Genomic DNA, 26,271 nt, shown 5'->3' on the forward strand with positions numbered 1-26,271 from the left:
TAAGCACTAAAAAGGGCGCATGAACGCCCTTTTTGACTTACTTTTTCAGACTGTCGCGAATCTCACGCAGCAATACAATATCTTCTGGTGTAGCTGCGGGTGCGGCAGGTGCAGCCGGTTCTTCTTTCTTCAGGCTGTTCATGAACTTGACCATCTGGAAAATAATAAATGCCAGGATTATAAAGTTGAGCACAATGGTAATAAAGTTACCGTAAGCCAGTACAGCCCCCAGTTTCTTGGCCTCTGCCAACGCCAGGTCTCCCGCCTGGCCATTGAGCGGAAGATACATGTTGCTGAAGTCTAGCCCGCCAAAAATCTTGCCCACAATCGGCATGATAATATCGTTGACCATCGAGTCTACAATCTTGCCAAATGCGCCGCCGATAATCACGCCGACTGCCAGATCCATCACATTACCCTTGAGTGCGAACTGCTTGAATTCAGACGCCATGCTCATATTTTCTTCTCCTGTTTTTTTAATGTTTTTTTGCGATTGCAGGGAGACTATAGGGGGTGCTATACCGGCTTGTCAATGGCTTGAGGGCTCGTTTTGGGCTTTGCGCTGGCGGATGATGTAAACTTTCTCAACGCTCAGTATTGGATGTGATACTCACTAAAGACGCGGAGTTGTTAGGATTTTGTTAAATGCGTGATTTTTCAAAACTCCTTTTTAGCGATTTAGTCATCGATATTCGAGCCATCTTTAATCATGGTATTAAAGTTCATTAAGGGGATTGGGGAGTTTGTTTTGTTGATTTCAATGATGTATGTGTTTATGTGCGTTCTGGCGATTGTGTTTAACTATTCATTGGAAGCCGGATTAATGGTGATGATGGCTATAGGGATAACTACTGCTGCGATTGTTATTTCGAGTGTGCTTGCTCTTCAATTAGCAGAGGTCGATGTCACTCTTTCAGAGGTGTTAAAAGCAGCAATGCTGGGCACAATTTGTTTGGTATTAAGTGTATTGTTTATTATACAAATGATGCAAACTGCGCCCGCATTGATGTATCTTGCCATCCCTCTCATCTTTCTTTCATTGTTTATACCGGTTAAAAATGTGCTTAATATGGGCAATATAGGCGCATTGATATTAACTGTGTTGAATTTGATTGGAATCCGCATCATCTCGAAGTATCTTGGATTGGCGATGTTTCAGCATATGCTTTAGGTACATGGCTGAATGGTTTGAAGTCTCGCGAGGCAAGGTGGTTTTCTCACTGTAATCGTTTACGCTTACATCGAGTGCACGCTATATGGTCAACGCATTTCAAAACAATGTTCAAGCTGTTTAGCCAACATCATGCCATGCTATAGTGCGCGCTGGTTTTATTGCTAAGTTGCAGGTAAGTCTCATGCATGTTTTTCACACCACGCGCGCGTTGCGGGCGTTTTTGGATAGTCAGTGCGGTAAAAGGGTCGGCTTTGTGCCGACCATGGGCAATTTGCATGCCGGGCATTGCCAATTGGTCAGTTTGGCCAAGGCACAGGCTGATATTGTGGTGGTCAGTATTTTTGTGAATCCCTTGCAGTTTGGTGCCAATGAAGACTTTGGCAACTATCCGCGGACCTTGCAGGTAGATTGCGCGCAGCTAGAGCAGGTGGGGGCGGATGTGGTGTTTGCGCCTGCGGTTGAGGAGATGTATCCGGATTTTGATGGGGCAGACTTGAAACAGACGGTGCTGGTGCAGCCGCCGCCGTTTGCTGATATGTTGTGCGGTGCCAGCCGTCCCGGGCATTTTGCCGGAGTGGCAACGGTGGTGACCAAATTATTTCATCTAGTCATGCCCCATCTGGCGGTGTTTGGCAAAAAGGATTATCAGCAGTTGCTGGTGATTCGGGCACTGGTCAGGCAGCTCAATTTTGACATTGAGATCGTGGCGGGCGAGACACTGCGCGAGGCTTCCGGGCTGGCCATGAGTTCGCGCAACGGCTATTTGAGTGCAGATGAAAAAGTGCAGGCGGCGCAGTTGTATGCACAGTTGCAACAGATTAAAAGTGCCTTGCTGGCGGGTGAGCGCGACTATGTTGGCATCACGGCAAAAGCAGTCGCCCGTTTGCAGCAATGGGGTTGGCAGGTGGATTATGTAGAGATTCGCGCCCAACAGGACCTGAGTCGGCCCGCACCGGAGACTCGAGGTTGCGTGGTGCTGGCGGCAGCCAGGCTGGGCAATACACGCCTGATAGACAATATCGAGGTGCTGCTGGATTAACCCGATTGGGCTCTTTTGTGTAAATTTATTTTGCGCTAAGCTATTGATAACCTTATAATTACGAACTTTTCCGCCTTGGCGGGAACTTCAGTCGAAGGGACGCAATGCAAAGAGCCATGTTGAAATCCAAGCTGCATCGGGTGCGGGTGACGCACAGTGAGCTGCACTACGAAGGTAGTTGCGCCATTGATGAGGCCTTGCTGGAAGCTGCCAATATTCATGAATACGAGCAGATTCAGATTTACAACATCAACAATGGTGAGCGCTTTACCACCTACGCCATTCGTGCTGAGCGTCATTCCGGTGTGATTTCAGTCAATGGCGCGGCGGCGCACAAAGCCGACCCCGATGACCTGATTATCATTGCTAGTTACTCGCAATATACAGAGGCTGAACTCAGTAATTATCATCCGCAACTGGTCTATGTCGATGCGCAAAACCGTATCGTCGAACAGAAAAACCATATTCCGGCCCAAGCCGCCTAATCATAAGAATTGACCTATGCAACTTGAAGAGATGAAATTGGCCGTCATTGACGCGCTGGAAGATATTAAAGCTTTTGATATCACTGTGATGGACGTGCGGAAAATGACCTCGGTCACTAACTACATGATTGTGGCCAGTGGTAACTCTACCCGCCAATGCAAAGCCATTGCCGATAACGTGCGCGAAAAACTCAAGGAAAAAGGGGTAGAGGCACGTGGTGTGGAAGGTGGAAAAGAGGGCGAGTGGGTACTGGTTGACCTCGAAGATATTGTGGTCCATGTGATGGTGCCAACCACGCGTGCCTATTACAATCTGGAACAGCTGTGGAGCGAGTCACAAACGCGCCGTGCTGCCTCTGCTGCTTAATTCTCCCTATACTTCTCTTCGCGCATGAAGCTGAATATCATCTCGGTTGGGCATAAAATGCCTGACTGGGTAGAATCAGCCTGCACTGAATACCTCAAACGCATGCCTCGCGAGCTCGAAAGCCGCATCATTGAAATTAAGCCTGATAAGCGCGCCGCAGGTAAAAACAGCGAAGTGGTACAAGAGGCAGAAGCCAAGCGCATCTTGGAAGTCGTTGGGCGTGATTATCTGGTGGCGCTGGACGAGCGCGGAGAGGCAGTGACTACCCTGCAGCTGGCGGAAAAACTTAAATCCTGGCAGGGAATGGGGCGCGATGTCTCGCTGGTGATTGGCGGTGCGGACGGTCTGCATGCGGCACTTAAGGCGCAGGCGCAATGGCTGTTCAGCCTGTCCAAACTGACTATGCCACATGGCATGGCGCGCGTGATGCTGGCCGAGCAACTTTATCGTGCCCACACGGTTCTAAGCGGACATCCTTATCACCGGGAATAATCATGTCTAACGCTCTGGTCTGGTTGCGTCGCGATTTACGCGCTGATGACCATGCTGCCCTCTATTACGCCCTCAGGCAACATCAGCACGTCAGTGTCGCCTTTGTATTTGATACCGACATTCTGAACCGCTTGACTGACAAACAGGATCGTCGTGTCGAGTTTATCTGGGAAAGTGTGCGTGCCCTGAAAGCTGTTTTGCAACAGGCCGGAGGCGATGTGCTGGTGCGGTATGGGTGTGCCGCAGAGGAGATTCCGCGGCTGGCCGTGCAATTGCATGCTTCGGATGTCTATGCCAACCGCGATTATGAGCCGGTTGCGATTGCACGTGATGCGCAAGTGGCCGAGCTCCTGGCCAGCACTGGTAAAACACTGCATTTGTTTAAAGATCAGGTGCTGTTTGAGCAAGATGAAGTGCTGACACAAGCAGGCAAGCCTTACGGTGTGTTCACGCCTTATAAAAATGCCCACCTCGCCAAGCTGAATGCATTTTATCTGCGAGCGTATCCGGTAAAAAAATATTTCGCTTCCCTGGCCCGGTGTGCGCCTGAGCCAATGCCAGCGCTTGAATCGATGGGGTTCTCGCGCACCAATTTACATGAAATGCGCTTGCCGGTTGGGCTCGCAGGGGCACAGCAGCTATTTAATGACTTCCTGCAACGTATCGACGAGTATCATGAGGCGCGTAATTTTCCTGCAGTCAAAGGCGTCTCCTATTTGTCTGTGCACCTGCGCTTCGGGACGATCTCTATCCGTCAATTAGCGCGTGCAGCATTTCAGTTAATGAAGACTGGCAATGCGGGCGCTGCTACCTGGTTGAGTGAGTTGATCTGGCGAGATTTTTATTTTCAGATTGTGTACCACCGCCCGGACCTGCAACAGGGGTCGGCGTACAAAGCCGACTATAATCAATTGCCCTTTGCCAATAATGCTGACTGGTTTGCGGCCTGGTGCGAGGGGCGTACCGGATTCCCGATTGTGGATGCAGCCATGCGTCAACTGAATCAGACCGGGTACATGCATAACCGGTTGCGTATGGTGGTTGCCAGTTTTCTGGTGAAAGACTTGCTGATTGACTGGCGCTGGGGGGAACGTTATTTTGCGGAGAGGCTGATTGATTTTGACTTCGCAGCCAATAATGGTGGCTGGCAATGGGCAGCCTCTACCGGCTGTGATGCGCAGCCCTATTTCCGCATTTTCAATCCGCAATCACAGTCAGAAAAATTTGATCCACAAGGCAAGTTTATTCGTAAATATGTGCCGGAATTGATGGCGCTGGATAACAAGGCGATTCATGCGCCATGGCAACTTAAGGGCGATCGGTTATTTGCTCCCAAGGTGGGTGACTATCCATTGCCATTGGTTGATCACGCTAGGCAAAGGGCGCTGGCATTGTCGCTTTACAAAAATAATGTGAATCAAAAATGACATTTGTTGTAAAATAATCACATTTAACTGAACGCCAGCAAGCGGGCGGTCACAGGTTGTGGTTAGGGTAGCAATAATGCGGGGGGCCTCAATTTTGTCGTGTTCGCTCCGATAAAAATAATTGCTAAGTGTGTATCAGCTGATTTATGCTTGTATGCGCTTTATGGCTGGATTTAATGCAGTACTTTCGAGTGTGCCTGGCACGAGTAATCTAACAAATGACTAATATGAAAAAAATTAAGGCCATTACTGTAATGCTTGTGATGTGTGGTCTCACTGGTTGTGCAACAGCCAATAAAGACCCGTTGGAAGGCATCAACAGGGGGATTTACAAATTCAATGACGTGGCTGACCGTTATGCCATGCAACCGGTTGCCAAAGCCTATAAAACGGTGGCACCTTCACCGGTACGCACGGGTATCAGCAATTTTTTCAGCAACCTGGGCACGTTAACCACAGTGGTGAATGATTTGTTGCAACTCAAGTTCGCACAGGCATTCACTGACGCTGGACGTTTCGTCATCAATTCAACTTTCGGCCTGGCAGGATTTATTGATGTTGCCAGCATGGATAAAATCGAGAAGCACAACGAAGATTTTGGTCAAACGCTCGGCCACTGGGGCGTGGGTCCAGGCGCTTATCTTGTGTTGCCAATTTTGGGGCCTAGCACAGTGAGAGATGCAGGTGGTCTGGTCGTTGATGTATCCACCTCTGACCCCATTACCTATCTGCATAATATTGGTGAGGTGCGAACCTACAATCAGGTGCGTGCGGTGCAGTTGCTGGACAGAAGGACGCAGTTGCTGGATGCAACCGATCTGGTTGACAATGCCTCTATTGATCCATACGCCTTTATGCGTGACGCCTATCTGCAACGCCGTGCAAGCCTGGTGCAGGATGGACTGGTACCTAAAGAGTTACTGCAAGATGATTTTGAACCTGCCGATGATGAGCCAGCAGATCAGCCTGCCCAGTCACAGGAGGACACTGCGGATATGCCTGCTGTCGTGCTGCTGCAGTCTGACAGTCCAATCGCTGATGAGGTCGTGTCTGAACAGCAACCATCCCTCTCTCAGAGTGAGGATGCTTTATCTATCGGCATGACCGCTATAGAGGAGGCTGCCCCAGCTTCAACGGATGCCCTCGCTGTGGTGCCAGATGATCAGTCAACATCCTCTGCGGTTGAAGCGACGACGTCCGTGATGCCTGCTGATGTGGCTGGTGAATTGCAACTACCAGCAGAAGAGCCTGTGCATCAAGATGATGTGCCGACACCTTCCGCCAGTGGTGATGTGTTGAATGTCCAATCTGCTGAATTGTCCGTCAAGCTTGGCAATAACACGATGGATGAGACAGAGGCCGCCATGGTGGCTGCTATTGATGAAACTTTGCTGGTGCTCGAAGCAACAGAGTAACAGACGGTATTGATGATTGTAAAAAAGGCTTTGCATTGCAAAGCCTTTTTGTTTTTTACTGTTCAGGCAAATTTAATCTGAAGAGGCTACCGTCATGCGTTCTATCAAAATAGAGCCGGTGAGCTTTGAGCTGTTCGGGATGCTGTCCGTGCCAATGGCGATGATATGCTGCAACATTTCTTTCATATTGCTTGCTATCGTGACTTCCTCCACTGGATGCATGATGACGCCATTTTCAACCCAGTAACCAGCCGCACCGCGTGAGTAATCGCCACTCACCATATTAATGCCATGCCCCAATAACTCAGTGACCAGCAGGCCGGTCCGCATCGTGTGCAGTAACTGCTTGAAGTCTTGCCCTGTACTACGCACAAGCAGGTTATGTGCACCGCCAGCATTGCCAGTTGATTGCATGCCGAGTTTGCGCGCGGAGTAGCTGCCAAGTAGGTAGCCTTGCAGCACGCCGTTATCTATCAGCGTGCGCGCTTTGCATGCCACCCCTTCGCTATCGAAGGCGCTACTGGCTGCACCTTTCAGAATAAAAGGATCTTCCTCAATGTGCAGCTTAGGGCTTGCGATTGATTGCCCCAAGCTGTCGAGCAAGAATGAGGACTTTCGATAAAGGTTGCCGCCAGAGATGGCACTGATCAAAGTGTTGATCAAGCCGCTCGCCAATGGTGCTTCGAAAAGTACAGGGTATTGCCCTGTTTTAATTGGGCGTGAGCCCAGACGTTTGACAGTGCGTTCACCTGCTATCTGGCCGACTTGCTCGGGTGAACTTAAGTCGTTGGCATCGCGCGCACTGGAGTACCAGTAATCACGCTGCATGGTGCCATAGTTTTCGGCAATGACCGAGCAACTGAGGCTGTGACGCGAACTCGGATAGCCGCCAATAAACCCATGACTGTTAGCATAGGCAAATGCACCACTGTGGCTGTAAACATTGGCGCCCTCACTATTGGTAATGGTGCTGTCTACCGCCAGGGCAGCCGCCTCGCAACGCTTGGCCAGTGCTAATGCTTCATCCACATCAATCTGCCAGGGATGATGCAGTGACAAGTCTGGAAACTCAGTCGCCATCAGTGCTGCTTCAGCTAAGCCGCAATAGGGGTCATCGGCAGTGTATTTTGCGATATTGCATGCGGCCTCAACAGTATCTTTAAGTGCCTGTAATCCTAAGTCAGATGTGCTGGCATAGCCTTTGCGTTGACCAAAATAAACGGTGACCGAGCAGCCTTTATCACGGTTGTATTCGATATTTTCTGTTTCTCCCTGGCGGACTGAAACATTTTGTCCAGTGCCAAAGCTGACCTCTGCTTCGGCGCTGCTGGCACCAGCAGCTTTTGTCAATTGGATGATATCTTGCGCGATCTGTTTAAGTTGTTCTGGTTGCATGCTGTACGGGGCTTGTTTTTTGGTTGGCAGGTAAAGCTGGTATCATACCGTGATTTGGCAGAGATTGCTTTTAACATGACAACTGAAGACTTTGAAGATTCCCAACCCAGTAAAACCAAGCTGAAAGCCGAGGCGGATGCTGCACAGGAGGTTGGCCGCAAACTGGTCGAGTTGCCTAAAGATAAACTTAACAAATTACCACTGGAAGAGTCATTGCGTGATGCGATTGCTGAGGCAAAACGCTTAACTGCGAATGGCGCTATTCGCCGACAATTACAATATATTGGTCGCTTGATGCGTGACACAGATTTAGCGCCAATTGTTGAGCAGTTGCAAAAATGGGAGGGCAAACATCAGGAGGAAAATGCCCGTTTTCACCATATGGAGCGTTGGCGTACCAGAATGCTGGAAGATGCGAAAGCCTTGGAAGAGTTTGTTCAAATGTATCCACAAGTGGAAGTGCAGCGCCTGCGAACATTGATTCGCAATGCGCAAAAAGAGCATTTGGCAAATAAGCCCCCAAAAAGCAGTCGTGAGCTATTTAAAATGATCCGTGAGATTATGGAGAAGCCCGAGGCTGTAAGCCGCTTACAACAATAAGTCATAAAGTTTTAGGGTATGCGTTGTACAAAAACATACTGTGTGAAAACGCACATGGGTTTCACAACCAAAAAAATTTAAAATAAATGCGATTAAGTGACATCACTTTAGAGACGTCATCAAGGCGCATACTATTAGGAGGGTAGCATGCACAAAAAAATTGATATGGAACTGGACTTAACCGGATTGGACAGCCCGGTGCCGATGTTGAAAACCAAAGAAACCATTGATGCGATGGCACCAGGGCAAACTGTGTTGGTGAAAACCACATCTGTGGGCAGTGAACAGAATATTCGTAATCTGATCGACAATCACCCTGTCACCTTGTTGTCACTCAACAAAGAAAATGGCGTGTTTCACTTTGTGATTGAGAAGGATGCGATGCATGAGCAGCAGTGACACGGGTCTTGTGCACTGGTTAAAAGAGTTTACACATCGCTTTAGTCTGACTGAGGATAAAGCCTCCGACGAACATATTGATACCACCATTCGTGCCGGGGTTGAACTCAGAGGTACCAATCTTTGGGTATTGATGTTTGCCATCGTAGTGGCGTCGATTGGTCTGAATGTCAATTCTGCTGCTGTTATCATTGGTGCCATGCTGATTTCACCGTTGATGGGGCCTATCATGGGCATTGGCTATGCGGTGGGGATTGATGATACCGAGTTGTTGCGCAAGTCGTTTCGCAATTTGCTGATTGCTGCAGGAATCAGCTTGCTGGTGTCAACCTTATACTTTCTGGTGACACCGTTATCAGATGCGCACTCTGAATTGCTGGCCAGGACAACGCCGACGATTTGGGATGTCTTGATTGCCTTTTTTGGCGGGTTGGCTGGCATCATCGGTGTGACGCGCGTAGAAAAGTCAAACGTCATTCCCGGGGTAGCGATTGCCACGGCATTGATGCCACCCTTATGTACTGCAGGCTATGGCCTGGCCAATCTGGACTGGCGATTTTTTCTCGGTGCTTTTTATCTGTTTGCGGTGAATACCGTCTACATTGCAGTGTCGACCATGCTGATTATTCGCGTGCTGAACCCGGCACATAAAAAATACAGCGATCCCCGGCAGCATAGACGAATTAAAAATATTCTTTCCACTGTGCTTGTGCTCACCATTGCGCCCAGCATTTATCTGGCGACCAAACTGGTGCAAGAGGAGGTGTATCAAAACCGAGTCACCCAGTTTTTGGCACAAGAGCCTTTGCTTAAAAACAATATCATCGTCTCGAGCAAAATTGACAATCGTCAGCATGTGGTGGATTTGACCTTGATCGGTGAAGAAATGGACGATGCTACGATCGCACAGATTCAGGAAAGGTTGAAAGCATTGGATGTCGATAGCCGCCTGCTTATACATCAGAATAAATCCAAGGTGATGAATGAGGCGGCGGTCCGAGACTCCATATTGAGCGACCTCTATCACCGGATCACCAAAGCCCAGGTCCCGGATGCGGCCCTGGAGCAGAAGAAAATATCTTTGGCGATGGCCGCCAGATATCAGATATGGCGGGATGCTATTGAGGAGTTGCATGTGCAGTATCCTGATCTCGGAGAAGTTTCGCTGGGTGAAGTGGTGGGTGCTTCTGCCGCAGAGTCGCCGGTGCTGGTGGCGATTATTATGCGCAGTCAGCCGCTGGACCAAGGGCATCAGCAACAAATTGTAAATTGGCTGAAGGTCAGAACCAAGACCGGGAAAGTCAGAGTGATTGTGACAACCAATTAAGTGAGTTTGACTATGTTTACCCGTTTCATGTGGCTGTGTGTATTAAGTGTATTTTCAGGCTCAGTGCATGCCGAGGCAGTGCATGCACTGGACTTGGCCAGTACGCAGACCGGTGTGGCAGCATTGGTGATTTTTCTGGTGGCCTATGTGCTGGTCATGGCCGAGGAATTTATTCATCTCAGAAAATCCAAACCTGTCATTCTGGCCGCCGGGCTAATATGGGCTTTAATCGCCTGTTATTATCAGTCACAGCAGATGCCTCACGTCGTGGCGGAAGCATTTAGACACAATTTGCTCGAATACGCGGAGTTGATGCTGTTTCTGATTGTAGCCATGACCTACATTAATGCTTTGAATGAGCGACAAGTGTTTGAGGCATTAAGAACCTGGCTGATTCGTATGGGACTGAGTTATCGTGGCTTGTTCTGGGTGACCGGCTTGCTCGCTTTTCTGATCTCGCCGATTGCAGATAACCTGACCACCGCCTTGTTGATGGGCGCGGTAGTGTTGGCTGTGGGTGGTAGCCACAAGCAATTTGTGCTGTTGTGTTGTATCAATCTGGTTGTTGCTGCTAATGCCGGTGGCGCTTTTAGCCCATTTGGCGATATCACCACCCTCATGGTTTGGCAAAAAAATATACATGCGTCAAATGGTGTGGTTGGGTTCTCCAGTTTCTTCAGTCTGTTTTTGCCAGCGCTTGTAAACTGGCTGGTGCCCGCGCTATGCATGCATGTTGCCTTGCCACGAGATAAGCCCAAGGGTAGTAGTGTGCAGTTGCCCATGCGACGGGGTGCGCTGGTGATTCTTGGATTGTTTCTATTGACCATCGCACTGGCTGTCATGGCGCATAGCCTGCTCGATTTGCCGCCAGTGCTCGGAATGCTGTCAGGGCTGGGCTTGTTACAGTTGTTCTCTTATTACCTGCAAATGACAGGTGAAAAATCGGGTGACCTGAGTAATCCCGTTCCCTATGATATTTACAATCGTGTGGCGCAAGCCGAGTGGGACACTCTGTTTTTCTTTTATGGGGTAATTCTGTGTGTGGGAGGGCTGGGCTTTATTGGGTATCTTTCCCTGTTATCACATACCATTTACGGTGATTTGGGGGCAACCACTGCCAATATTGCTGTCGGGCTAATTTCCTCTGTGGTGGATAATATTCCTGTCATGTTCGCTGTATTGAGCATGATGCCTGACATGAGTGTCGGGCAGTGGCTGCTGGTCACCCTGACAGCTGGCGTCGGCGGCTCATTACTATCGATTGGCTCCGCAGCCGGTGTGGCCCTGATGGGGCAGGCCCATGGCAGCTATACGTTTTTTGGACATTTGCGCTGGATGCCTGCGATTGCCTTGGGGTACGTTGCCAGTATTCTGGCTCATATGTGGTTAAACCATGGGCTATTTTAAAAAAGCAGGCCAGTTTTAAAACAGCGACAGGCGCTGGTGGGCAAACTGCCTGCCAGCGCATCTTCGGGTGTCATCAGATCAGGGTGATTTTTTTGGGGGGAGCAAAAATCTGCCCGGCTGGTGATACACCGCGCCAAGTAACTCTTTGGCAAATGCCTTCCAGTGGCGGTAACGCACCTGACGCGATTTCATGGCGACATAAATGGCCAACCCAAAGCTGGTCAGCAAATTGATGGTAGCTACCAGGAAAATGCCCAATGCTGCATAGCCAATCAAGGCATAGCTGGCTTGAAAGTCCAGTGCAGAGAATGCGTATCCGGAAAATGCAGCTACAAACGTGACATGACGTATGTCCAGTGGCAAGCCCAGCATAACCCCCAGACCTGAAGCAAAGCCCAGCAGGCAGCCAAAATAGAAGTTTCCTGCCAGCGCTCCCAGGTTATTACGAATATATTCGGCAACCCGCGTCAGCCGCTCTTTGCCCAGCAGTCGTTGCAACCATGATAAATGTGCAATCCGCTCCGGAATGCGGTTGTAAGCGGCCAGATTGTCGTGATAACCGGCAATCAGCCCGGACAAGAATAAACAGATGCCAGCGACTGCAGCATAAAACAGGCTCAGGCTGATCAGCGGATTGTTGCTATCGAGCAAGCTGTGCGCTTTTTCCACCCCTATAAAATGCTGGCCAGTGTATTGCACAATCAGCCAGTCGATCAGCATGGTCACCGGAATCACGACCAGCACATTGCCCAGAATGGCGATGGTTTGGCTGCTGGTGGTTTGCGCCACAATATTCACCAGATTGCCGATGTTTTTACTGTCATGTCCGTGGTCATCCATACTGGCAGCAATGGTCGCAGCCGTCATCGCAGGTTGTTTGGTGGCCACCGTAAAGTGCAGCATGTGAATAATCACAAAGCCCAATCCATAGTTAAGACTGAACAAAATAGCTTCTGTCAGTGGTGCCAGATGCTGGCTGGCAATCATGACTTTGAACATGGCCATGAAGGCGATAATGATGCCTGCGCCCATCGCCGAGCCCATGAGTTTGTAATACTCTTTGCGGTGCTGTGCGATGTAATGTTCGCCGGTGTGGCTGGCATTCTCTGTGACACGCAAGGCGAGCAACTCGGTATTATGGCGCAGATACTCAGCTAAATTATTTTTCTTGCATTCGGCATAGACCAGGCGTTTGAGCAACCGCGTGATGGCATCCGTGACATCATGTTTAAGCAGAAGGCCATGCAAAATATCAATCAGCAACTGCATGCGCTCAATCTGCTGGAGCATTCTTTGCATCAGCGCGGTCAGCGAAATGCTGGTACCGGTTTTTGCGTTCGCCTTGCGGATCTGCTGCGTCAGTTGCTCGCAGCGTTTGAGCACATCATATAAATGCTGGATGTCTTGCGCATTGGGTGTTGCCAGCGATAAAAACTTCTGGATTTCGATATTCTGGGTAATGAAAGGGGAGTCATTATTTTCCAGATCTTCATGCTGTAATATCAGCTCCGGGTCGAAGCCGGAGGCGGATAATCGATAAGACAATACTTGCAACGCATCTTTGAGTTCCTGAACGCACGCCAACTGTAATGTCTGTGCACCCTCGTGTAATGCCAGCGTATACATGAAATCTCGCCAGACAATGTCTGGCACGCCGCTCACCCACTCAGCGTCATCTACCCGGTAGAAAATCTGGCCAAACACATCTTTGAGATACTTGGGATCGGGTACGTCAGGCAGCAGTTTTCGCGAAATACGCCGGTAAATTTCGGTGAAAAAGCCGAGGTCCGATTGAATGCCATGGTCCGAATACAGCGAAATGACACTCTTCTCATCCAGCAGCCGCAATATGCTGTTGCGCAAGGCGACCGCAAATGCCGGGTATTGCTGCAGTAAGAAACACAGTGCCTGAATCGCCTTGCCGGCTTCTTCAATATTGTCGCTTTTCTGCGGTCTGATATGATCAAATAACGCTTTCAGAAAGGCAACGTCATCTATTTTTCCGGCCGCTTCTTGCGCGGCCTGTTGTTCAAATACGGTTTGAAACACGCTACTCTCCGTTGGGAAGTGCTCTTATTGTTGACGGAAAATAGAGATGACGCAATTTAAAGTTGTACATCCAGTTGCATGGGCTCGCCGCGGCGCTTGATTTGCAGGCTGACTGCATTGCCACGATAGCGTCTGACCAGGCTGGAAAGTCCTGCGGCATCCTCCACTTTTTCGCGATTGATCGTGAGCAGTTGATCGCCCCGTTGCAGCCCTGCTTTTTCAGCGGCCGAGTCATGAATCACTGCAATCAGTCTAACGCCCTCTGCATCTGTTTTCGCTTCTGTTTTTTCATCCTCATCGAGCGCATTGCGAGGGACCAATTTAATCACATGCACCCCGAGTACAGGGGCGGGCAGTTTGGCCCAGTAACTGGCGTAGTAACGAAATTTTCCGGGTGCTGCAACATCTTTTTCGGTCAATGCTTTGCCTTTTTTGGCCGCTTCTTTGATAACTTCCATTCTGGCCGAAGGGGAGGCGTTAGGTGCTTTCTTGACGTACACCAGAATTGCGTCTGACTGTATAACTTTGCCATGGGCCAGTGCCAGGTCCGGCGAAACTTCTTCAGATTCAAAGTTGCTAAAGCCCATCAGATCAAAGCCATTTTCAAGCATGCTGATATTGTCGTCATCACGGTTTTTGCCACTGAATAATTGCGGGATGGGCTCGGATTGCATGGAACGCAGATTGCCTTGATTTTGCGACTGGTAATTTGTAGTGTAAGGATTGTCTTCTGCATGCAAAATTGCGCTGGTCAGGCATGTAGCAATCATTAAACATACGCTTGAAACTGCGGGTATGCGTGAAACTAGGGGTGCCCAGGTGCGTGTCATGAAGTGCTCTCCGTGATAAATAATTTTTGTTTGTAGTGTTATGATGTATTGCTACATTAACACAGACAGAGTTATGCAAAAACAATTCACTCGCATAGGATTAGTGTCCATCAGTGACCGCGCTTCTCAAGGTATTTATCCCGATAAAGGCCTGCCTTCATTGCAGGAATGGTTACAAAAAGCCATTGCATCACCTTTCGAAGTCGAGCGTCGGTTGATTGCCGATGACCAGGCCAAGATTGCTGACACCTTGCGGCAACTTGTGGATGAAGCAGACTGCCATTTGATTTTGACCACGGGGGGCACTGGACCTGCCTTGCGCGATGTAACCCCAGAGGCGACACTGGCGATTGCCGACCGTGAAATGCCGGGCTTCGGTGAGCAAATGCGTCAAATCAGTCTGCGCTTTGTGCCTACTGCAATTTTGTCGCGTCAGGTAGCTGTGGTGCGCAAGCAATGCTTGATCATTAATTTGCCAGGACAACCGAAAGCGATACAGGAAACGCTGGAAGGGCTAAAAGATGAGGCCGGCAAGGTGCTCGTCCCAGGTATTTTTGCGGCGGTGCCTTATTGCCTGGATTTGCTGGCAACGCCCGAGCAAACCATGCCTTATCTTGAAACAGTCGACAGTGTGGTCAAAGCATTCAGACCCAAGTCAGCTGCGCGTTAATGGACCAGTGATGACCGCTTATAACACATTATTCAAATGCATCTTTCTGGCCTGTTTTGTGCTGCTCACCTATCTGCTGCTGATTGAAATGGCACCTGCGCCGCATGCGTCACTCTATAAAGATAAACTTCAGCATATTGTGGCATTTGGCGGAGTGGCGTTTTGGGGTGTGTGGGCTTTTGCCAACTACCAGCGATGGGTGCTCGTCGGGTTGATCCTGTTTGGTGGCTTGATGGAGGTGCTGCAAGGGCTGCTGACCGTCACACGCCAGCCCAGTGTGTTTGACTGGTTGGCTGATATTGTTGGCATCTTGCTCGCCTGGTGGCTGGCGGCAATCCTGAAACGATGGTGGAAGACACGCAGTGGCCGAATTTGATGTGATTGCGCGCTATTTCACGCGTCCTGCACCGCCTTCAGTAGCCGTCGGTGTAGGCGATGACGCTGCCTTGCTCAGCGTGCGTGCCGGCTATCAGCTGGCCGTGTCTGCCGACATGTCGGTGTGCGGTACTCACTTTTTTGCGGATGCTGACCCTGAAGCGATTGGCTGGAAAAGCATGGCCGTCAATATCAGTGATATGGCGGCCATGGGCGCAGACCCCCGCTGGGCAACGCTGTCGATTGCACTGCCTGAAATCGACCATGACTGGTTGCATGGCTTCAGTCGCGGCTTGTTTGCCTGCGCTGATGCGTATGGTGTCAGCCTGATTGGCGGAGATACGACGCGCGGCCCGCTGAATATTGCGATTACTATTATGGGGGAAGTGCCGACCGGTAAGGCATTGCGGCGCGATGCTGCGCAAGCGGGGGATGATATTTGGGTTAGCGGCACGCTTGGCCAGGCCGCGCTCTGGTTGCAGTCGCGTTTAGGAACAATGCAACTGTCTGCAGAGGATGCGCGTCGCTTCGCAATCGCGATGCATCACCCGCAACCGCGAGTGGCGCTTGGTCTGGCGCTGCGTGATCTGGCGCACGCTGCGCTGGATATTTCGGATGGATTGCTGGCAGATTTGGGACATATTCTGCGTGCATCTAAACTGGGTGCGCAATTGGATTGGCAGGCGCTTCCCAAACCGGTTCTCACAGGTGACGCCCTTGCCCCAGCCTTGATTTCTTCAGTGGTGCTGGCGGGGGGGGACGACTACGAACTATGTTTTACTGCACCATTGCATCAACGAGCACGCTTGAGCACGCTTTCACAGACACTGGCGTTACCATTAACGCGCATTGGCGTGGTCACGGCAGCAGCAGAACTGAGTGTGTTTGATGGTGATAAACAGATGCCCTTGCAGCAGAAAGGCTACAATCATTTTGGCTAACAAAAACGCAACGCTGCGCGCACCTGACTGGTGTTTATTGTGGTCACATCCGCTGCATTTCTTGAGCCTGGGGATGGGTACCGGTCTTGCGCCAACAGCCCCTGGTACGGTGGGTAGCTTGCTTGGCTTTCCATTGTTCTGGTTACTCATGGGCTTGCCCGTGTGGCAGCAGCACGCCAGTTTACTGGTGTTGTTCTTGCTGGGTATTTGGTGTTGCCATGTCACTGGCAAAGCACTGGGCGTGAGTGACCATGGCGCGATTGTCTGGGACGAAGTGGTTGCAATGGCCTGGGTGCTGGTCAGTGTGCCGGTCGGTCTGGCTTGGGGGCTGGCAGCTTTTGGCTTGTTTCGACTGTTTGATATCTGGAAACCGTTTCCGATTGCGTGGGTGGATGCGCGTGTGAAAGGGGGGCTGGGCGTGATGCTGGATGATGTGCTGGCGGCAGCCATGGCCATTGCCGTCCTGCAAGTGGCGAAAGGTTATTTTGATGGCCTCCCCTGAAAGCCTGCGTCCTGAAGCGTTGCCAATGGAGACGTTGTCCCTGCAGTTGGGGCCGGCGTTACAGGCCCGTGGCTGGCAACTGGCGTTGGCGGAATCGTGTACTGGTGGCATGGTGGCGCAGGCGGTTACGGCCATTGCAGGCAGTTCAGCCTGGTTTGATCGCGGGTTTGTGACTTATAGTAATGCCGCAAAAGTTGACATGCTGGCGGTGCCTGCCTCGCTGGTTGATACCCATGGCGCAGTGAGTGAGGCGGTGGCTGAGGCCATGGCGCGCGGTGCATTGTCACGCAGTGTGGCGCAACTCAGTGGGGCAATTACAGGTGTGGCTGGGCCCGGCGGCGGCTCACCGCTCAAGCCGGTGGGCATGGTGTGTTTCGCCTGGGCAATGCATGAGTCAACCGGTAAACCAGTTAAAGTGATCGTGGAAACCTGCCATTTTGCAGGGGATAGGGCGCTGGTGCGTCAGCAGGCGGCCAGCACGCTGCTGGCCGGTTTGCTGCGGCTGTCAAAACAGTCGCCTTGACTACGGCTAAGCGAATTTCAGATTAGCGGTGATGGTGACCGCCATGACCATGCCCCCAGCCATTGCCATATCCGCGCGGGGCAGGCGCGTAGTTGCGGTAGCCGCCGCTGCCATATGAAAACTGAATCACACCCGGCATTGCAGGCGGATAAGCCATCACTGGTGCCGCATATATCGGCTGACCGTAAGCTGCAGGGCCATAATAGCGGGTACTGTGCGGGTGACGATAAATCGTGACTGGTGGCGGTCCGTAGTATACTGGCGGTGCAGCGTAATACGTGACTGGAGGTGGGTAAGGATTTCCGACCACCACTCCGACTGACCAGTTATTGTCATGCGCTTGTGCATTGGACGCCATAAAAGCACTGGCGGCAGCCAAAACACCAAGTGCTGCGGTTGATATCCATTTAATTGATTTCACTGAATCTCTCCTCTCGCGGAACAAAATCATACTCCCTTAACCATTAACGTTGTTGCAGTCAACTGGTTGACACTCAACGGGTTGAAAGTAGCATGCTACAAAACATGGCTTTGCCATTTCACTTGATGGTCGATTTATGAAATAATTAGCAGTTATTTATTTGATTATATAGCGTTTACAGATTAAACGCATTTTACCCACCCAACGGTATTTAAAAAAGGCACCCAGCATGGATGACAACAAAAGCAAAGCACTCGCCGCCGCTCTTTCACAAATTGAAAAACAATTCGGCAAAGGGTCCATTATGCGCATGGGCGACGCCGACATTGGTGAGGACTTGCAGGTGGTTTCCACTGGCTCGCTCGGGCTGGATATCGCCTTGGGGGTAGGTGGCTTGCCACGTGGCCGTATCGTCGAAATTTACGGCCCGGAATCATCAGGTAAAACCACATTGACGCTGTCAGTGATTGCCGAAATGCAAAAGCTGGGTGGGACGGCCGCGTTTATTGATGCCGAGCATGCACTGGATCCACAATATGCCGCTAAACTTGGGGTAAATGTGCCCGAGTTGCTGATTTCGCAGCCAGACACAGGCGAGCAAGCGCTTGAGATTGCCGATATGCTGGTGCGTTCAGGCTCTGTCGATATCGTGGTGGTGGACTCAGTAGCAGCGTTGACACCGCGTGCCGAGATTGAAGGTGAAATGGGTGATAGTCACATGGGCCTGCAAGCCCGCCTGATGTCACAAGCCCTGCGTAAATTGACCGGTAATATTAAACGTACCAATACCCTGGTGATTTTTATTAACCAGATCCGGATGAAAATCGGCGTCATGTTTGGCAACCCGGAAACCACCACCGGCGGTAACGCATTGAAGTTTTATGCCTCTGTCCGTCTCGATATCCGCCGCACGGGTGCGATTAAAAAAGGGGATGAAGTCACTGGCTCTGAAACCCGTGTAAAAGTGATTAAAAACAAAGTCGCGCCGCCTTTCAAGCAAGCCGAATTTGACATTATGTACGGCGAAGGTATTTCACGGCTGGGCGAAATCATCGAGTTGGGGTCCAACCTGAAAATGGTTGAAAAAGCCGGTGCATGGTACAGCTACAATGGTGAAAAGATCGGCCAGGGCAAAGAAAACGCCAAGGAGTTTCTGCGTGAGCATCCGGAAATTGCAGGTGAAATCGAAACCCGCATCCGTGATAACGCCAAAGTGCTGGCTGATGTCATGGCGGCGCCCCGTGGTGAGGATGATTAATTCCGGCCTCGTCTGAAGCATTATGGCGCAGCCTGAAAAATCTCTGCGCCAGCGTGCGCTGGAGTATTTAAGCAAGCGTGAATATTCGTTTGCCGAACTCGGACAAAAGCTCAAGGGGTATGCCAGTGAAACGGATGATATTCCCGCCTTGCTGGCCGATTTCAAGCAGCGTGGCTGGTTAAGTGATGCGCGCTATACTGAGCAAATGGTGCATGCGCGACAAGCCAAATTTGGCAGTGCGCGCGTGGCACAAGAACTGCGTGAAAAAGGCATCGATGATGGCCTGATTGCGGAGGCCGTCGAGCAGTTGCAGGGCAATGAGTTTGAACGCGCCAGAGAAGTCTGGCGCAAAAAGTTTAAAGTGGCCGCGGCCACCCGCGAAGAATGGGCCAAACAGGCCCGCTTTTTGCAAAGTCGCGGATTTACGTTTGATGTAATTAAAAAAATTTTGAATAGACACGCAGAAGATGACAGCCCAGAAGACTAAAGTTAGTTACGGCAGCAAACCCAGCAGCAAACAGATTCGTCAGGCGTTTTTAGACTTTTTTGCCTCCAAAGGCCACCAGATTGTTGCTTCCAGTTCGCTGGTGCCGCACGGTGACCCCACCTTGCTATTTACCAACGCGGGCATGAACCAGTTTAAAGACGTCTTTCTCGGGTTTGATAAACGCGCTTACACCCGTGCTACGAGCAGCCAGAAATGTGTCCGGGCCGGAGGTAAACACAACGATCTGGAAAACGTCGGTTATACCGCACGTCACCATACTTTTTTCGAAATGTTGGGTAACTTCAGCTTTGGCGATTATTTCAAGCGTGATGCCATTCAGTTCGCCTGGGAGTTGCTGACAGAGGTGTATGCACTGCCCAAAGAGCGGCTGATGGTCACCGTGTATGCCGAAGATGATGAAGCCTACGATATCTGGAATAAAGAGGTCGGCGTACCGGCTGATAAGATTGTACGTATTGGTGACAATAAAGGTGCGCGCTACGCTTCTGATAACTTCTGGATGATGGGCGACACGGGTCCTTGTGGTCCCTGTACCGAAATTTTTTATGACCATGGCGACCATATTCCCGGTGGCCCTCCAGGCTCTCCAGACGAAGACGGCGACCGGTTTATCGAAATCTGGAACAACGTGTTCATGCAGTTCAACCGCGATGAAGCCGGTGTCATGCATCCGCTGCCAAAACCTTCGGTCGATACCGGTATGGGCCTGGAGCGTATTTCTGCGGTGCTGCAGGGCGTGCATGCCAATTACGAAATCGATTTGTTCCAGGCATTGATTAAAGCGGCCGCGCGTGAAACCCATACCGCCGATCTGGACAGTCCATCCCTCAAGGTGCTGGCTGACCATATTCGTGCCTGCTCTTTCCTGATTGCCGATGGTGTGATCCCCGGTAATGAAGGCCGTGGCTATGTGCTGCGCCGCATTATCCGCCGCGCCATTCGTCATGGCTACAAACTGGGCTGTCGCGCTGCCTTCTTCCACAAGCTGGTACCTGATCTGGTCGCTGAGATGGGCGAGGCCTATTCTGAGCTTGCCAGCAATCAAACACGCGTTGCCGACACGCTCAAGCAGGAAGAAGACCGTTTCTTTGAAACCATTGAAAACGGTATGCAGATTCTGGAAGCTGAACTGGCAACCAAGCCAGTCGTATTCAACGGCGATCTGGCCTTCAAGCTGCACGATACCTTTGGTTTCCCGCTGGATTTGACCGCCGACATCTGCCGTGAACGTGGTGTGGCGGTGGATACTGCTGGTTTTGATGCCGCCATGGCGCGCCAGAAAGAGCAGGCGCGTGCGGCTGGTAAATTTAAAATGGCGCTCAATCTGGAATATGAAGGTGCTGCGACCACATTCCACGGTTACGAAAAGCTTGAAACAGCCGCCAAGGTGTTGGCTTTGTACAGAGATGGTAGCCCGGTCAATACCCTGAGTGAAGGCGACTTGGGTGTGGTGGTGCTGGATGACACGCCTTTCTACGCCGAATCCGGCGGCCAGATTGGTGATAGCGGCGAACTCAAGTCTGCCAACGGTATTTTTGCTGTAGAAGATACGCAAAAAATTCAGGCGGCGGTATTTGGTCACCATGGCGTACTTAAAACGGGCAGCTTGTCGGTCGGCGATGCATTAACGGCCAGGGTCGATCTGCTGGCACGCGCGAGCACCATGCGCAATCATTCGGCTACCCATTTGATGCACAAAGCCTTGCGTGAGGTGCTGGGTGCGCATGTGCAGCAAAAAGGCAGTCTGGTCGATACCGAAAAAACCCGCTTTGACTTTGTACATAATGCCCCAATGACCGATGCCGAAATTGCGCAGGTTGAGGCTTTGGTGAATGCTGAAGTGCTGGCCAATCAGGCCACGCAGGCGCGTGTCATGGATATTGAATCCGCGCAAAAGACTGGCGCCATGATGCTGTTTGGTGAAAAGTATGGCGACGAAGTGCGCGTGCTGGACATTGGCTCCTCACGTGAATTGTGCGGTGGCACGCATGTCAGTCGTACCGGCGACATTGGTCTGTTCAAGATTACAGCTGAAAGCGGTGTGGCTGCCGGGGTACGTCGCGTCGAGGCGACGACTGGTACGGGTGCGCTCGCGTATATCGGTGAAACCGAGAAAAACCTGCAGGCGATTGCCGCCGCCGTAAAAGCCACGCCGGCTGAAGCTGCCGAGCGCGTGACACAACTGGTTGACGCCAGCCGTAGCCTTGAAAAAGAACTGGCCAGGCTGAAATCTAAACTGGCCAGTGCGCAAGGCGATGAATTACTTAACCAGGCGCAGGATGTCCACGGCGTCAAAGTGCTGGCGGCCACACTGGAAGGTGCGGATGCCAATACCCTGCGCGAAACCATGGATAAGCTCAAGGACAAGCTCAAATCTGCCGTCATTGTGTTGGCGAGTGTTGCTGACGGTAAAGTCAGCCTTGCTGCTGGCGTCACTGCCGATTTGATCGCCAAAGTGAAGGCGGGTGAACTGGTCAACCATGTGGCGGGTCAAGTAGGGGGCAAGGGTGGTGGTAAGCCAGACATGGCGATGGCGGGTGGCACAGATGCCAGCAAGCTACCACAAGCACTGACGGGTGTGGCTGAGTGGGTTGGGCAAAAACTTAATTAATCTATATTGTTTTCAAGAGCGGAATAATGGCATTAATCGTACAAAAATATGGTGGTACCTCGGTGGCTAACCCCGAACGTATCCGCAATGTGGCTAATCGCGTCGCGCGCTACAAGGCCTTGGGCCATCAGGTAGTGGTGGTGGTATCGGCGATGTCTGGTGAAACCAATCGCCTGATTGGCCTGGCTAAAGAAATCATGCCGGACCCCGATCCACGTGAACTGGATGTCATGGTCTCTACGGGTGAGCAGGTCACCATCGGCATGACGGCACTGGCCCTGCTGGAGTTAGGCATTAAGGCCAAAAGTTATACCGGTAGCCAGGTCAAAATTCTGACCGATGATGCCTTCACCAAGGCGCGGATTCTGGATATTGACCAACACAACCTGAAAAAAGATCTGGATGCCGGTTACGTCTGTGTGGTGGCCGGTTTTCAAGGGGTCGATGCCAACGGCAATATCACGACCTTGGGTCGCGGTGGTTCAGATACCACGGGCGTCGCACTGGCGGCGGCACTGGGCGCTGATGAATGCCAGATTTACACGGATGTCGATGGCGTGTATACCACTGATCCGCGTGTTGTGCCCGAGGCGCGCCGTCTGGATAAAATCACCTTTGAAGAAATGCTGGAGCTGGCCTCGCAAGGCTCCAAGGTGTTGCAGATTCGCTCAGTCGAGTTTGCCGGTAAATACAAAGTCAAATTACGTGTGCTTTCCAGCTTTGAAGAAGAAGGCGATGGCACACTGATCACATTCGAAGAAAATGAGGGAAGCATGGAAAATCCAATCATCTCCGGGATCGCATTTAATCGCGATGAGGCGAAAATCACTGTCGCAGGCGTGCCTGACAAACCAGGCATTGCCTATCAGATTTTAGGCCCGGTGGCCGATGCCAATATCGATGTCGATATGATTATCCAGAACGTAGGGGCAGACGGCACCACTGACTTTACCTTTACCGTACACAAAAATGAAATGAACAAGGCGCTCAGTATTCTGCGTGAAAAAGTGCAGGGACATATTCAGGCGCGCGAGATTCATGGCGACGACAAAATTGCCAAGGTCTCAGTGGTTGGTGTAGGCATGCGTTCACATGTCGGCATTGCCAGCCAGATGTTCCGCACATTGGCCGAAGAAGGCATCAATATCCAGATGATCTCGACCAGCGAGATTAAAATCGCAGTCGTGATTGAAGAGAAATATATGGAGCTGGCAGTGCGTGTTCTGCACAAAGCGTTTGATCTTGAAAACGCTTAAAAAGCACATAAAACATTCTTTAATTTTGCGTTGATTTTTGAAGGGTTTTCGCGTAGTATGGCGCCCTTCAATGCAGTACTCAGTGCGGTGTTGAACAGCAGTTAGCACTGCGATAAGGTTGTAAAACGGTGAGCTGGCCGAGTGGTCGAAGGCACTTCCCTGCTAAGGAAGCATATGGGCTTAAACCTGTATCGAGGGTTCGAATCCCTCGCTCACCGCCAATATTGTTTAATGCAAAAAGCATTGCATAATATTGGAAAATGGATGAATCAGAACCTTGGTTCCATGCCACAAATCTTAAAATGGTGTTATAATGCTGGTCTTGTTGCAACACGGTTGTAACTACCCTAGCGCCCGTAGCTCAGTTGGATAGAGTATTTGGCTACGAACCAAAGGGTCGGGCGTTCGAATCGCTCCGGGCGCGCCAAATTTAGCAATTAGATCAACCGGTTAGGCTTCAAAGCTTAACCGGTTTTTTCTTTGGTGGGTATCACTTGAGGTTTTAGTTGATCATCTGAATAGCCAAGTTTCGCACTTATCATGATAGAAACGGTACCGATCACCCATGAGTATCGTAATTGAGCAATTATTTTTTGCGTTTGTTTTGATGCTTCAAGAAAATTGCTGACCATTAAGTTTTTGTTATCAATAGTTTCTCTAATGCATGTTTAACCTCGTTGATAACGCGATCCCAATCTCCTACATTTTGCTGTCTAAACAATGTCGCAGTTGGGTACCATGGGCTATCATCTCTATTCAACATCCAACGATAATCTGGTAAATATGAAATCAGTATCCAGACTTTTTTAGCCATGGCACCCGCCAAATGCGCTACCGAGGTATCAACCGTTATTATTAAATCTAAACAATCTACCAGTGCTGCGGTATCAGAAAAGTCTACGAATTCATCTTGATATTGGTGCAGTTGTTTTAGTCCGTGTAGTCCCGCCATGTCCTGTTCTTTAACCTCTTTTTGCAAGGAATAGAATGCTATTGGCAGGCTAAATAAAGGCTGTAATTTTTCTAACGGAATGCTGCGGTCATGATCTTTTTTATGTGCTGCTGAACCTGACCATACCAATCCCACTTGAAGCGTTTTGGATGTTACCGGACATTTCTGCTCCCAATCACGCTTTTTTGCTTGGTCAGCATAAAAATATGGAACTGCATTGGGAACGTTTTCTAATGAAGTTTTAAATGCCAGAGGTAAGCTCATTATCGGGCAGTGCAAATCAAATGCATCAATCTTTTCATCTTTCTTGACAATCTTGGCATTGAGTCCCATGGCTTTGACTATTGAGTATAATGGTGCTGGCACACTCAGAATGACTTTCCCGCCAAGCTTTTCTACTAAAGGTACATAGCGGCAAAACTGAATAAAATCTCCTAAGCCTTGCTCTGGATAAATATATAGAACTTTATTATGTAGCGGTACCTGACCCAGCCATAAAGGTTGCTCATACACTGGGTAAGCTTCTTTTTGTCCCTTTCTGTGGCGGCGGTATTCATACAACCTCCAACCTTCTTCATACTCTCCCATTAGTATTTTGAGTAGCGCTTTATTCCAATACGGGTCAGCGATTTCTGGGTTCAATGCAATGGCTTTATCAAAGCTTTGAATTGCCTCATCTAGTTTTTCCAGGCTTTGCAAAGCCAAGCCACGGTTTGCATACGTGTCAGCGGAGGCGGGATCTAATGCGATGGCCTCTTCATAGCCAGTTATCGCGTCATCAAACCGATTCAATGCTTGTAGTGCGTTGCTTTTACCGTTAAGTGCATCTGAGGAGTTTGTGTTTAGTGCAATCGCTTTCTCGTAACTTAACAGCGCCTCATCAAACCTTTTAAGCTCCATCAATACATTGCCTTGTCCGTTATAGGCATACGCATAATCTGGATTAAGTTGTATTGCTTTCTGAAAATAACTTAATGCATCTTCAAACTTTCTGAGTTCAATAAGCGCATTGCCACAATTATTGTAAGCATCCACATAATTGCTTTTTAAGCTGATCGCCTGATCAAAGTCAGAGATGGCTTCTGGATATTTTTTTAGCTCTTTTAATATTACACCACGGTTAAAATATGCTTCTGCATGCCGCGGGTTGGACTTGAGTGCATGCGCGTAACTCAATATTGCTTGATCATATCTTCTCAGCTCTTTGAGTAGGTTGCCTCGATTATTGTATGCGTTGGCATAGTTTGGTTTTAATGCTACTGCTTGATCATAGTCTTTAAGTGCATCAGCCAGATTGCCAAATTTCTCGTTTATGATTGCACGGTTGTAATACGCTTCAGCATAGTTTTTATTCAAGCTAATTGCTTGATTATAGTCACTGAATGCCTCCTCAAACCGGTTAAGCGCAAATAAGGCGGCGCCTCGATTGCCGTAAGCAGAAAATTGGGTTGGGTCAATGTCTATTGATTTTTCTATGTACTCCAATCCCATCAGGAACTGGCCAAGTTGGAATTCGATCATGGCCAAATTGTTTAAAAGACGTGGGTGATTGGAATAAGCGTTCAATAAATCGAGGTATAAGCCCCTTGCCTCTGTCAAGCTGCCAACTTGATGGAGCTTTAACGCTTGTTTAAATTGAACTTCTTGCTGTAAATCCTTCATTTGATCTCCTCTGAGCCTTGGACTGAACATGAAGAAACGGGTCTGTTGATGGGGGAATATAGCGGCTTTGATGCTAAATACCAAGCATGAGCAGATGACCCTGGCATGGACTTCTGGAAATAAACCGCTACAAGATAAAGGCCATTTTTAGGCTTTTGGTTGGTTTAAATAAACCATAATTATCCA

The 26,271-nt window shown here is 50.0% G+C and carries 26 protein-coding genes and 2 tRNA genes; 22 read left to right on the top strand and 6 right to left on the bottom strand.

Annotated features, from left to right (window positions below; translation table 11 throughout):
- Positions 1 to 37: 37 nt before the first annotated feature.
- Positions 38 to 457, bottom strand: a complete 420-nt coding sequence (gene mscL, locus Q9291_RS03275; RefSeq protein ID WP_306388566.1) for a large conductance mechanosensitive channel protein MscL — start codon at positions 455 to 457, stop codon at positions 38 to 40.
- A gap of 291 nt (positions 458 to 748) precedes the next feature.
- On the opposite strand from mscL, the gene Q9291_RS03280 reads away from it, so the two are divergent.
- The 7 genes from Q9291_RS03280 (at position 749) to Q9291_RS03310 (ending at position 6,399) form a co-directional block, all read left to right on the top strand.
- Positions 749 to 1,171 (top strand): hypothetical protein, encoded by a 423-nt coding sequence (locus Q9291_RS03280; protein WP_306388567.1) that lies wholly within the window; start codon positions 749 to 751, stop codon positions 1,169 to 1,171.
- Positions 1,172 to 1,355: 184 nt separating this feature from the next.
- Positions 1,356 to 2,213 (top strand): pantoate--beta-alanine ligase, encoded by an 858-nt coding sequence (panC, locus tag Q9291_RS03285; protein ID WP_306388568.1) that lies wholly within the window; start codon positions 1,356 to 1,358, stop codon positions 2,211 to 2,213.
- Positions 2,214 to 2,317: 104 nt separating this feature from the next.
- The gene (panD, locus tag Q9291_RS03290; RefSeq protein WP_306388569.1) at positions 2,318 to 2,698 is read left to right on the top strand and encodes an aspartate 1-decarboxylase; all 381 of its coding nucleotides are present in this window, start codon (positions 2,318 to 2,320) and stop codon (positions 2,696 to 2,698) included.
- A gap of 16 nt (positions 2,699 to 2,714) precedes the next feature.
- Entirely contained in the window at positions 2,715 to 3,065 is a 351-nt protein-coding gene (rsfS, locus tag Q9291_RS03295; protein ID WP_306388570.1) for a ribosome silencing factor, read from the top strand.
- 24 nt (positions 3,066 to 3,089) lie between these two features.
- Entirely contained in the window at positions 3,090 to 3,557 is a 468-nt protein-coding gene (gene rlmH / locus Q9291_RS03300) for a 23S rRNA (pseudouridine(1915)-N(3))-methyltransferase RlmH (protein WP_306388571.1), read from the top strand.
- Positions 3,558 to 3,559: 2 nt separating this feature from the next.
- Positions 3,560 to 4,984, top strand: coding sequence for a cryptochrome/photolyase family protein (locus Q9291_RS03305; protein ID WP_306388572.1), 1,425 nt, complete (start codon positions 3,560 to 3,562; stop codon positions 4,982 to 4,984).
- A 227-nt stretch (positions 4,985 to 5,211) separates the two neighbouring features.
- Complete coding sequence (locus tag Q9291_RS03310; RefSeq protein ID WP_306388573.1) at positions 5,212 to 6,399, top strand: MlaA family lipoprotein; 1,188 nt, start codon at positions 5,212 to 5,214, stop codon at positions 6,397 to 6,399.
- A gap of 72 nt (positions 6,400 to 6,471) precedes the next feature.
- On the opposite strand, the gene pmbA is transcribed toward Q9291_RS03310, so the two are convergent.
- Positions 6,472 to 7,794, bottom strand: coding sequence for a metalloprotease PmbA (gene pmbA, locus Q9291_RS03315; RefSeq protein WP_306388574.1), 1,323 nt, complete (start codon positions 7,792 to 7,794; stop codon positions 6,472 to 6,474).
- Positions 7,795 to 7,869: 75 nt separating this feature from the next.
- Here pmbA and yjgA point away from each other — a divergent pair, with 75 nt between their 5' ends.
- The 4 genes from yjgA to nhaD all read left to right on the top strand — a co-directional run bounded on the left by yjgA (position 7,870) and on the right by nhaD (position 11,527).
- Positions 7,870 to 8,394: a ribosome biogenesis factor YjgA gene (gene yjgA, locus Q9291_RS03320; RefSeq protein WP_306388657.1), complete on the top strand. Its 525-nt coding sequence runs from the start codon at positions 7,870 to 7,872 to the stop codon at positions 8,392 to 8,394.
- Positions 8,395 to 8,541: 147 nt separating this feature from the next.
- Positions 8,542 to 8,793: a sulfurtransferase TusA family protein gene (locus Q9291_RS03325; protein WP_306388575.1), complete on the top strand. Its 252-nt coding sequence runs from the start codon at positions 8,542 to 8,544 to the stop codon at positions 8,791 to 8,793.
- A complete protein-coding gene (locus tag Q9291_RS03330; RefSeq protein WP_306388576.1) occupies positions 8,780 to 10,120 on the top strand; it encodes a TIGR00341 family protein in 1,341 nt (446 codons plus the stop codon). The genes Q9291_RS03325 and Q9291_RS03330 overlap by 14 nt, the downstream gene beginning before the upstream one ends.
- A gap of 12 nt (positions 10,121 to 10,132) precedes the next feature.
- Entirely contained in the window at positions 10,133 to 11,527 is a 1,395-nt protein-coding gene (gene nhaD, locus Q9291_RS03335; protein WP_306388577.1) for a sodium:proton antiporter NhaD, read from the top strand.
- Positions 11,528 to 11,605: 78 nt separating this feature from the next.
- Here the strand turns inward: nhaD and Q9291_RS03340 are convergent, their stop codons facing one another.
- Together Q9291_RS03340 and Q9291_RS03345 are read right to left on the bottom strand one after the other, a co-directional pair.
- Positions 11,606 to 13,576 carry a site-specific recombinase gene (locus tag Q9291_RS03340; RefSeq protein ID WP_306388578.1) on the bottom strand — a complete coding sequence of 657 codons (1,971 nt, stop codon included), beginning with the start codon at positions 13,574 to 13,576 and terminating at the stop codon, positions 11,606 to 11,608.
- 56 nt (positions 13,577 to 13,632) lie between these two features.
- Positions 13,633 to 14,406, bottom strand: a complete 774-nt coding sequence (locus Q9291_RS03345) for a PDZ domain-containing protein (protein WP_306388579.1) — start codon at positions 14,404 to 14,406, stop codon at positions 13,633 to 13,635.
- A gap of 73 nt (positions 14,407 to 14,479) precedes the next feature.
- Here Q9291_RS03345 and mog point away from each other — a divergent pair, with 73 nt between their 5' ends.
- Genes mog through Q9291_RS03370 form a run of 5 tightly spaced genes read left to right on the top strand, consistent with a single transcriptional unit; the run spans position 14,480 to position 17,417 of the window.
- A complete protein-coding gene (gene mog / locus Q9291_RS03350; RefSeq protein WP_306388580.1) occupies positions 14,480 to 15,076 on the top strand; it encodes a molybdopterin adenylyltransferase in 597 nt (198 codons plus the stop codon).
- Positions 15,077 to 15,086: 10 nt separating this feature from the next.
- Complete coding sequence (locus tag Q9291_RS03355; RefSeq protein ID WP_306388581.1) at positions 15,087 to 15,452, top strand: VanZ family protein; 366 nt, start codon at positions 15,087 to 15,089, stop codon at positions 15,450 to 15,452.
- Positions 15,439 to 16,392: a thiamine-phosphate kinase gene (gene thiL, locus Q9291_RS03360; RefSeq protein ID WP_306388582.1), complete on the top strand. Its 954-nt coding sequence runs from the start codon at positions 15,439 to 15,441 to the stop codon at positions 16,390 to 16,392. The genes Q9291_RS03355 and thiL overlap by 14 nt, the downstream gene beginning before the upstream one ends.
- Positions 16,385 to 16,894: a phosphatidylglycerophosphatase A family protein gene (locus Q9291_RS03365; protein WP_306388583.1), complete on the top strand. Its 510-nt coding sequence runs from the start codon at positions 16,385 to 16,387 to the stop codon at positions 16,892 to 16,894. The genes thiL and Q9291_RS03365 overlap by 8 nt, the downstream gene beginning before the upstream one ends.
- Positions 16,881 to 17,417, top strand: coding sequence for a CinA family protein (locus Q9291_RS03370; RefSeq protein ID WP_306388584.1), 537 nt, complete (start codon positions 16,881 to 16,883; stop codon positions 17,415 to 17,417). Before Q9291_RS03365 ends, Q9291_RS03370 begins: the two co-directional genes overlap by 14 nt.
- Before the next feature lie 22 nt (positions 17,418 to 17,439).
- Here Q9291_RS03370 and Q9291_RS03375 read toward each other — a convergent pair whose 3' ends face one another.
- Entirely contained in the window at positions 17,440 to 17,838 is a 399-nt protein-coding gene (locus Q9291_RS03375; RefSeq protein ID WP_306388585.1) for a hypothetical protein, read from the bottom strand.
- Positions 17,839 to 18,067: 229 nt separating this feature from the next.
- On the opposite strand from Q9291_RS03375, the gene recA reads away from it, so the two are divergent.
- The 6 genes from recA to Q9291_RS03405 all read left to right on the top strand — a co-directional run bounded on the left by recA (position 18,068) and on the right by Q9291_RS03405 (position 23,898).
- Positions 18,068 to 19,096 carry a recombinase RecA gene (recA, locus tag Q9291_RS03380; protein WP_306388586.1) on the top strand — a complete coding sequence of 343 codons (1,029 nt, stop codon included), beginning with the start codon at positions 18,068 to 18,070 and terminating at the stop codon, positions 19,094 to 19,096.
- Positions 19,097 to 19,118: 22 nt separating this feature from the next.
- Complete coding sequence (recX, locus tag Q9291_RS03385) at positions 19,119 to 19,583, top strand: recombination regulator RecX (RefSeq protein ID WP_306388587.1); 465 nt, start codon at positions 19,119 to 19,121, stop codon at positions 19,581 to 19,583.
- On the top strand, positions 19,564 to 22,215 hold the full coding sequence (gene alaS, locus Q9291_RS03390) for an alanine--tRNA ligase (RefSeq protein WP_306388588.1): 2,652 nt from the start codon (positions 19,564 to 19,566) through the stop codon (positions 22,213 to 22,215). Before recX ends, alaS begins: the two co-directional genes overlap by 20 nt.
- A 26-nt stretch (positions 22,216 to 22,241) precedes the next feature.
- Positions 22,242 to 23,471, top strand: coding sequence for an aspartate kinase (locus tag Q9291_RS03395; RefSeq protein WP_306388589.1), 1,230 nt, complete (start codon positions 22,242 to 22,244; stop codon positions 23,469 to 23,471).
- Between the two features lie 127 nt (positions 23,472 to 23,598).
- A tRNA-Ser gene (locus Q9291_RS03400) sits at positions 23,599 to 23,692 on the top strand.
- A 129-nt stretch (positions 23,693 to 23,821) separates the two neighbouring features.
- A tRNA-Arg gene (locus Q9291_RS03405) sits at positions 23,822 to 23,898 on the top strand.
- Positions 23,899 to 24,102: 204 nt separating this feature from the next.
- Here the strand turns inward: Q9291_RS03405 and Q9291_RS03410 are convergent.
- Positions 24,103 to 26,085: a tetratricopeptide repeat protein gene (locus Q9291_RS03410; protein ID WP_306388590.1), complete on the bottom strand. Its 1,983-nt coding sequence runs from the start codon at positions 26,083 to 26,085 to the stop codon at positions 24,103 to 24,105.
- Between the last annotated feature and the right edge of the window lie 186 nt (positions 26,086 to 26,271).

It is taken from the genome of Methylophilus aquaticus (assembly GCF_030769565.1).
In the GTDB taxonomy this organism is placed as follows: Bacteria; Pseudomonadota; Gammaproteobacteria; order Burkholderiales; family Methylophilaceae; genus Methylophilus; species Methylophilus aquaticus.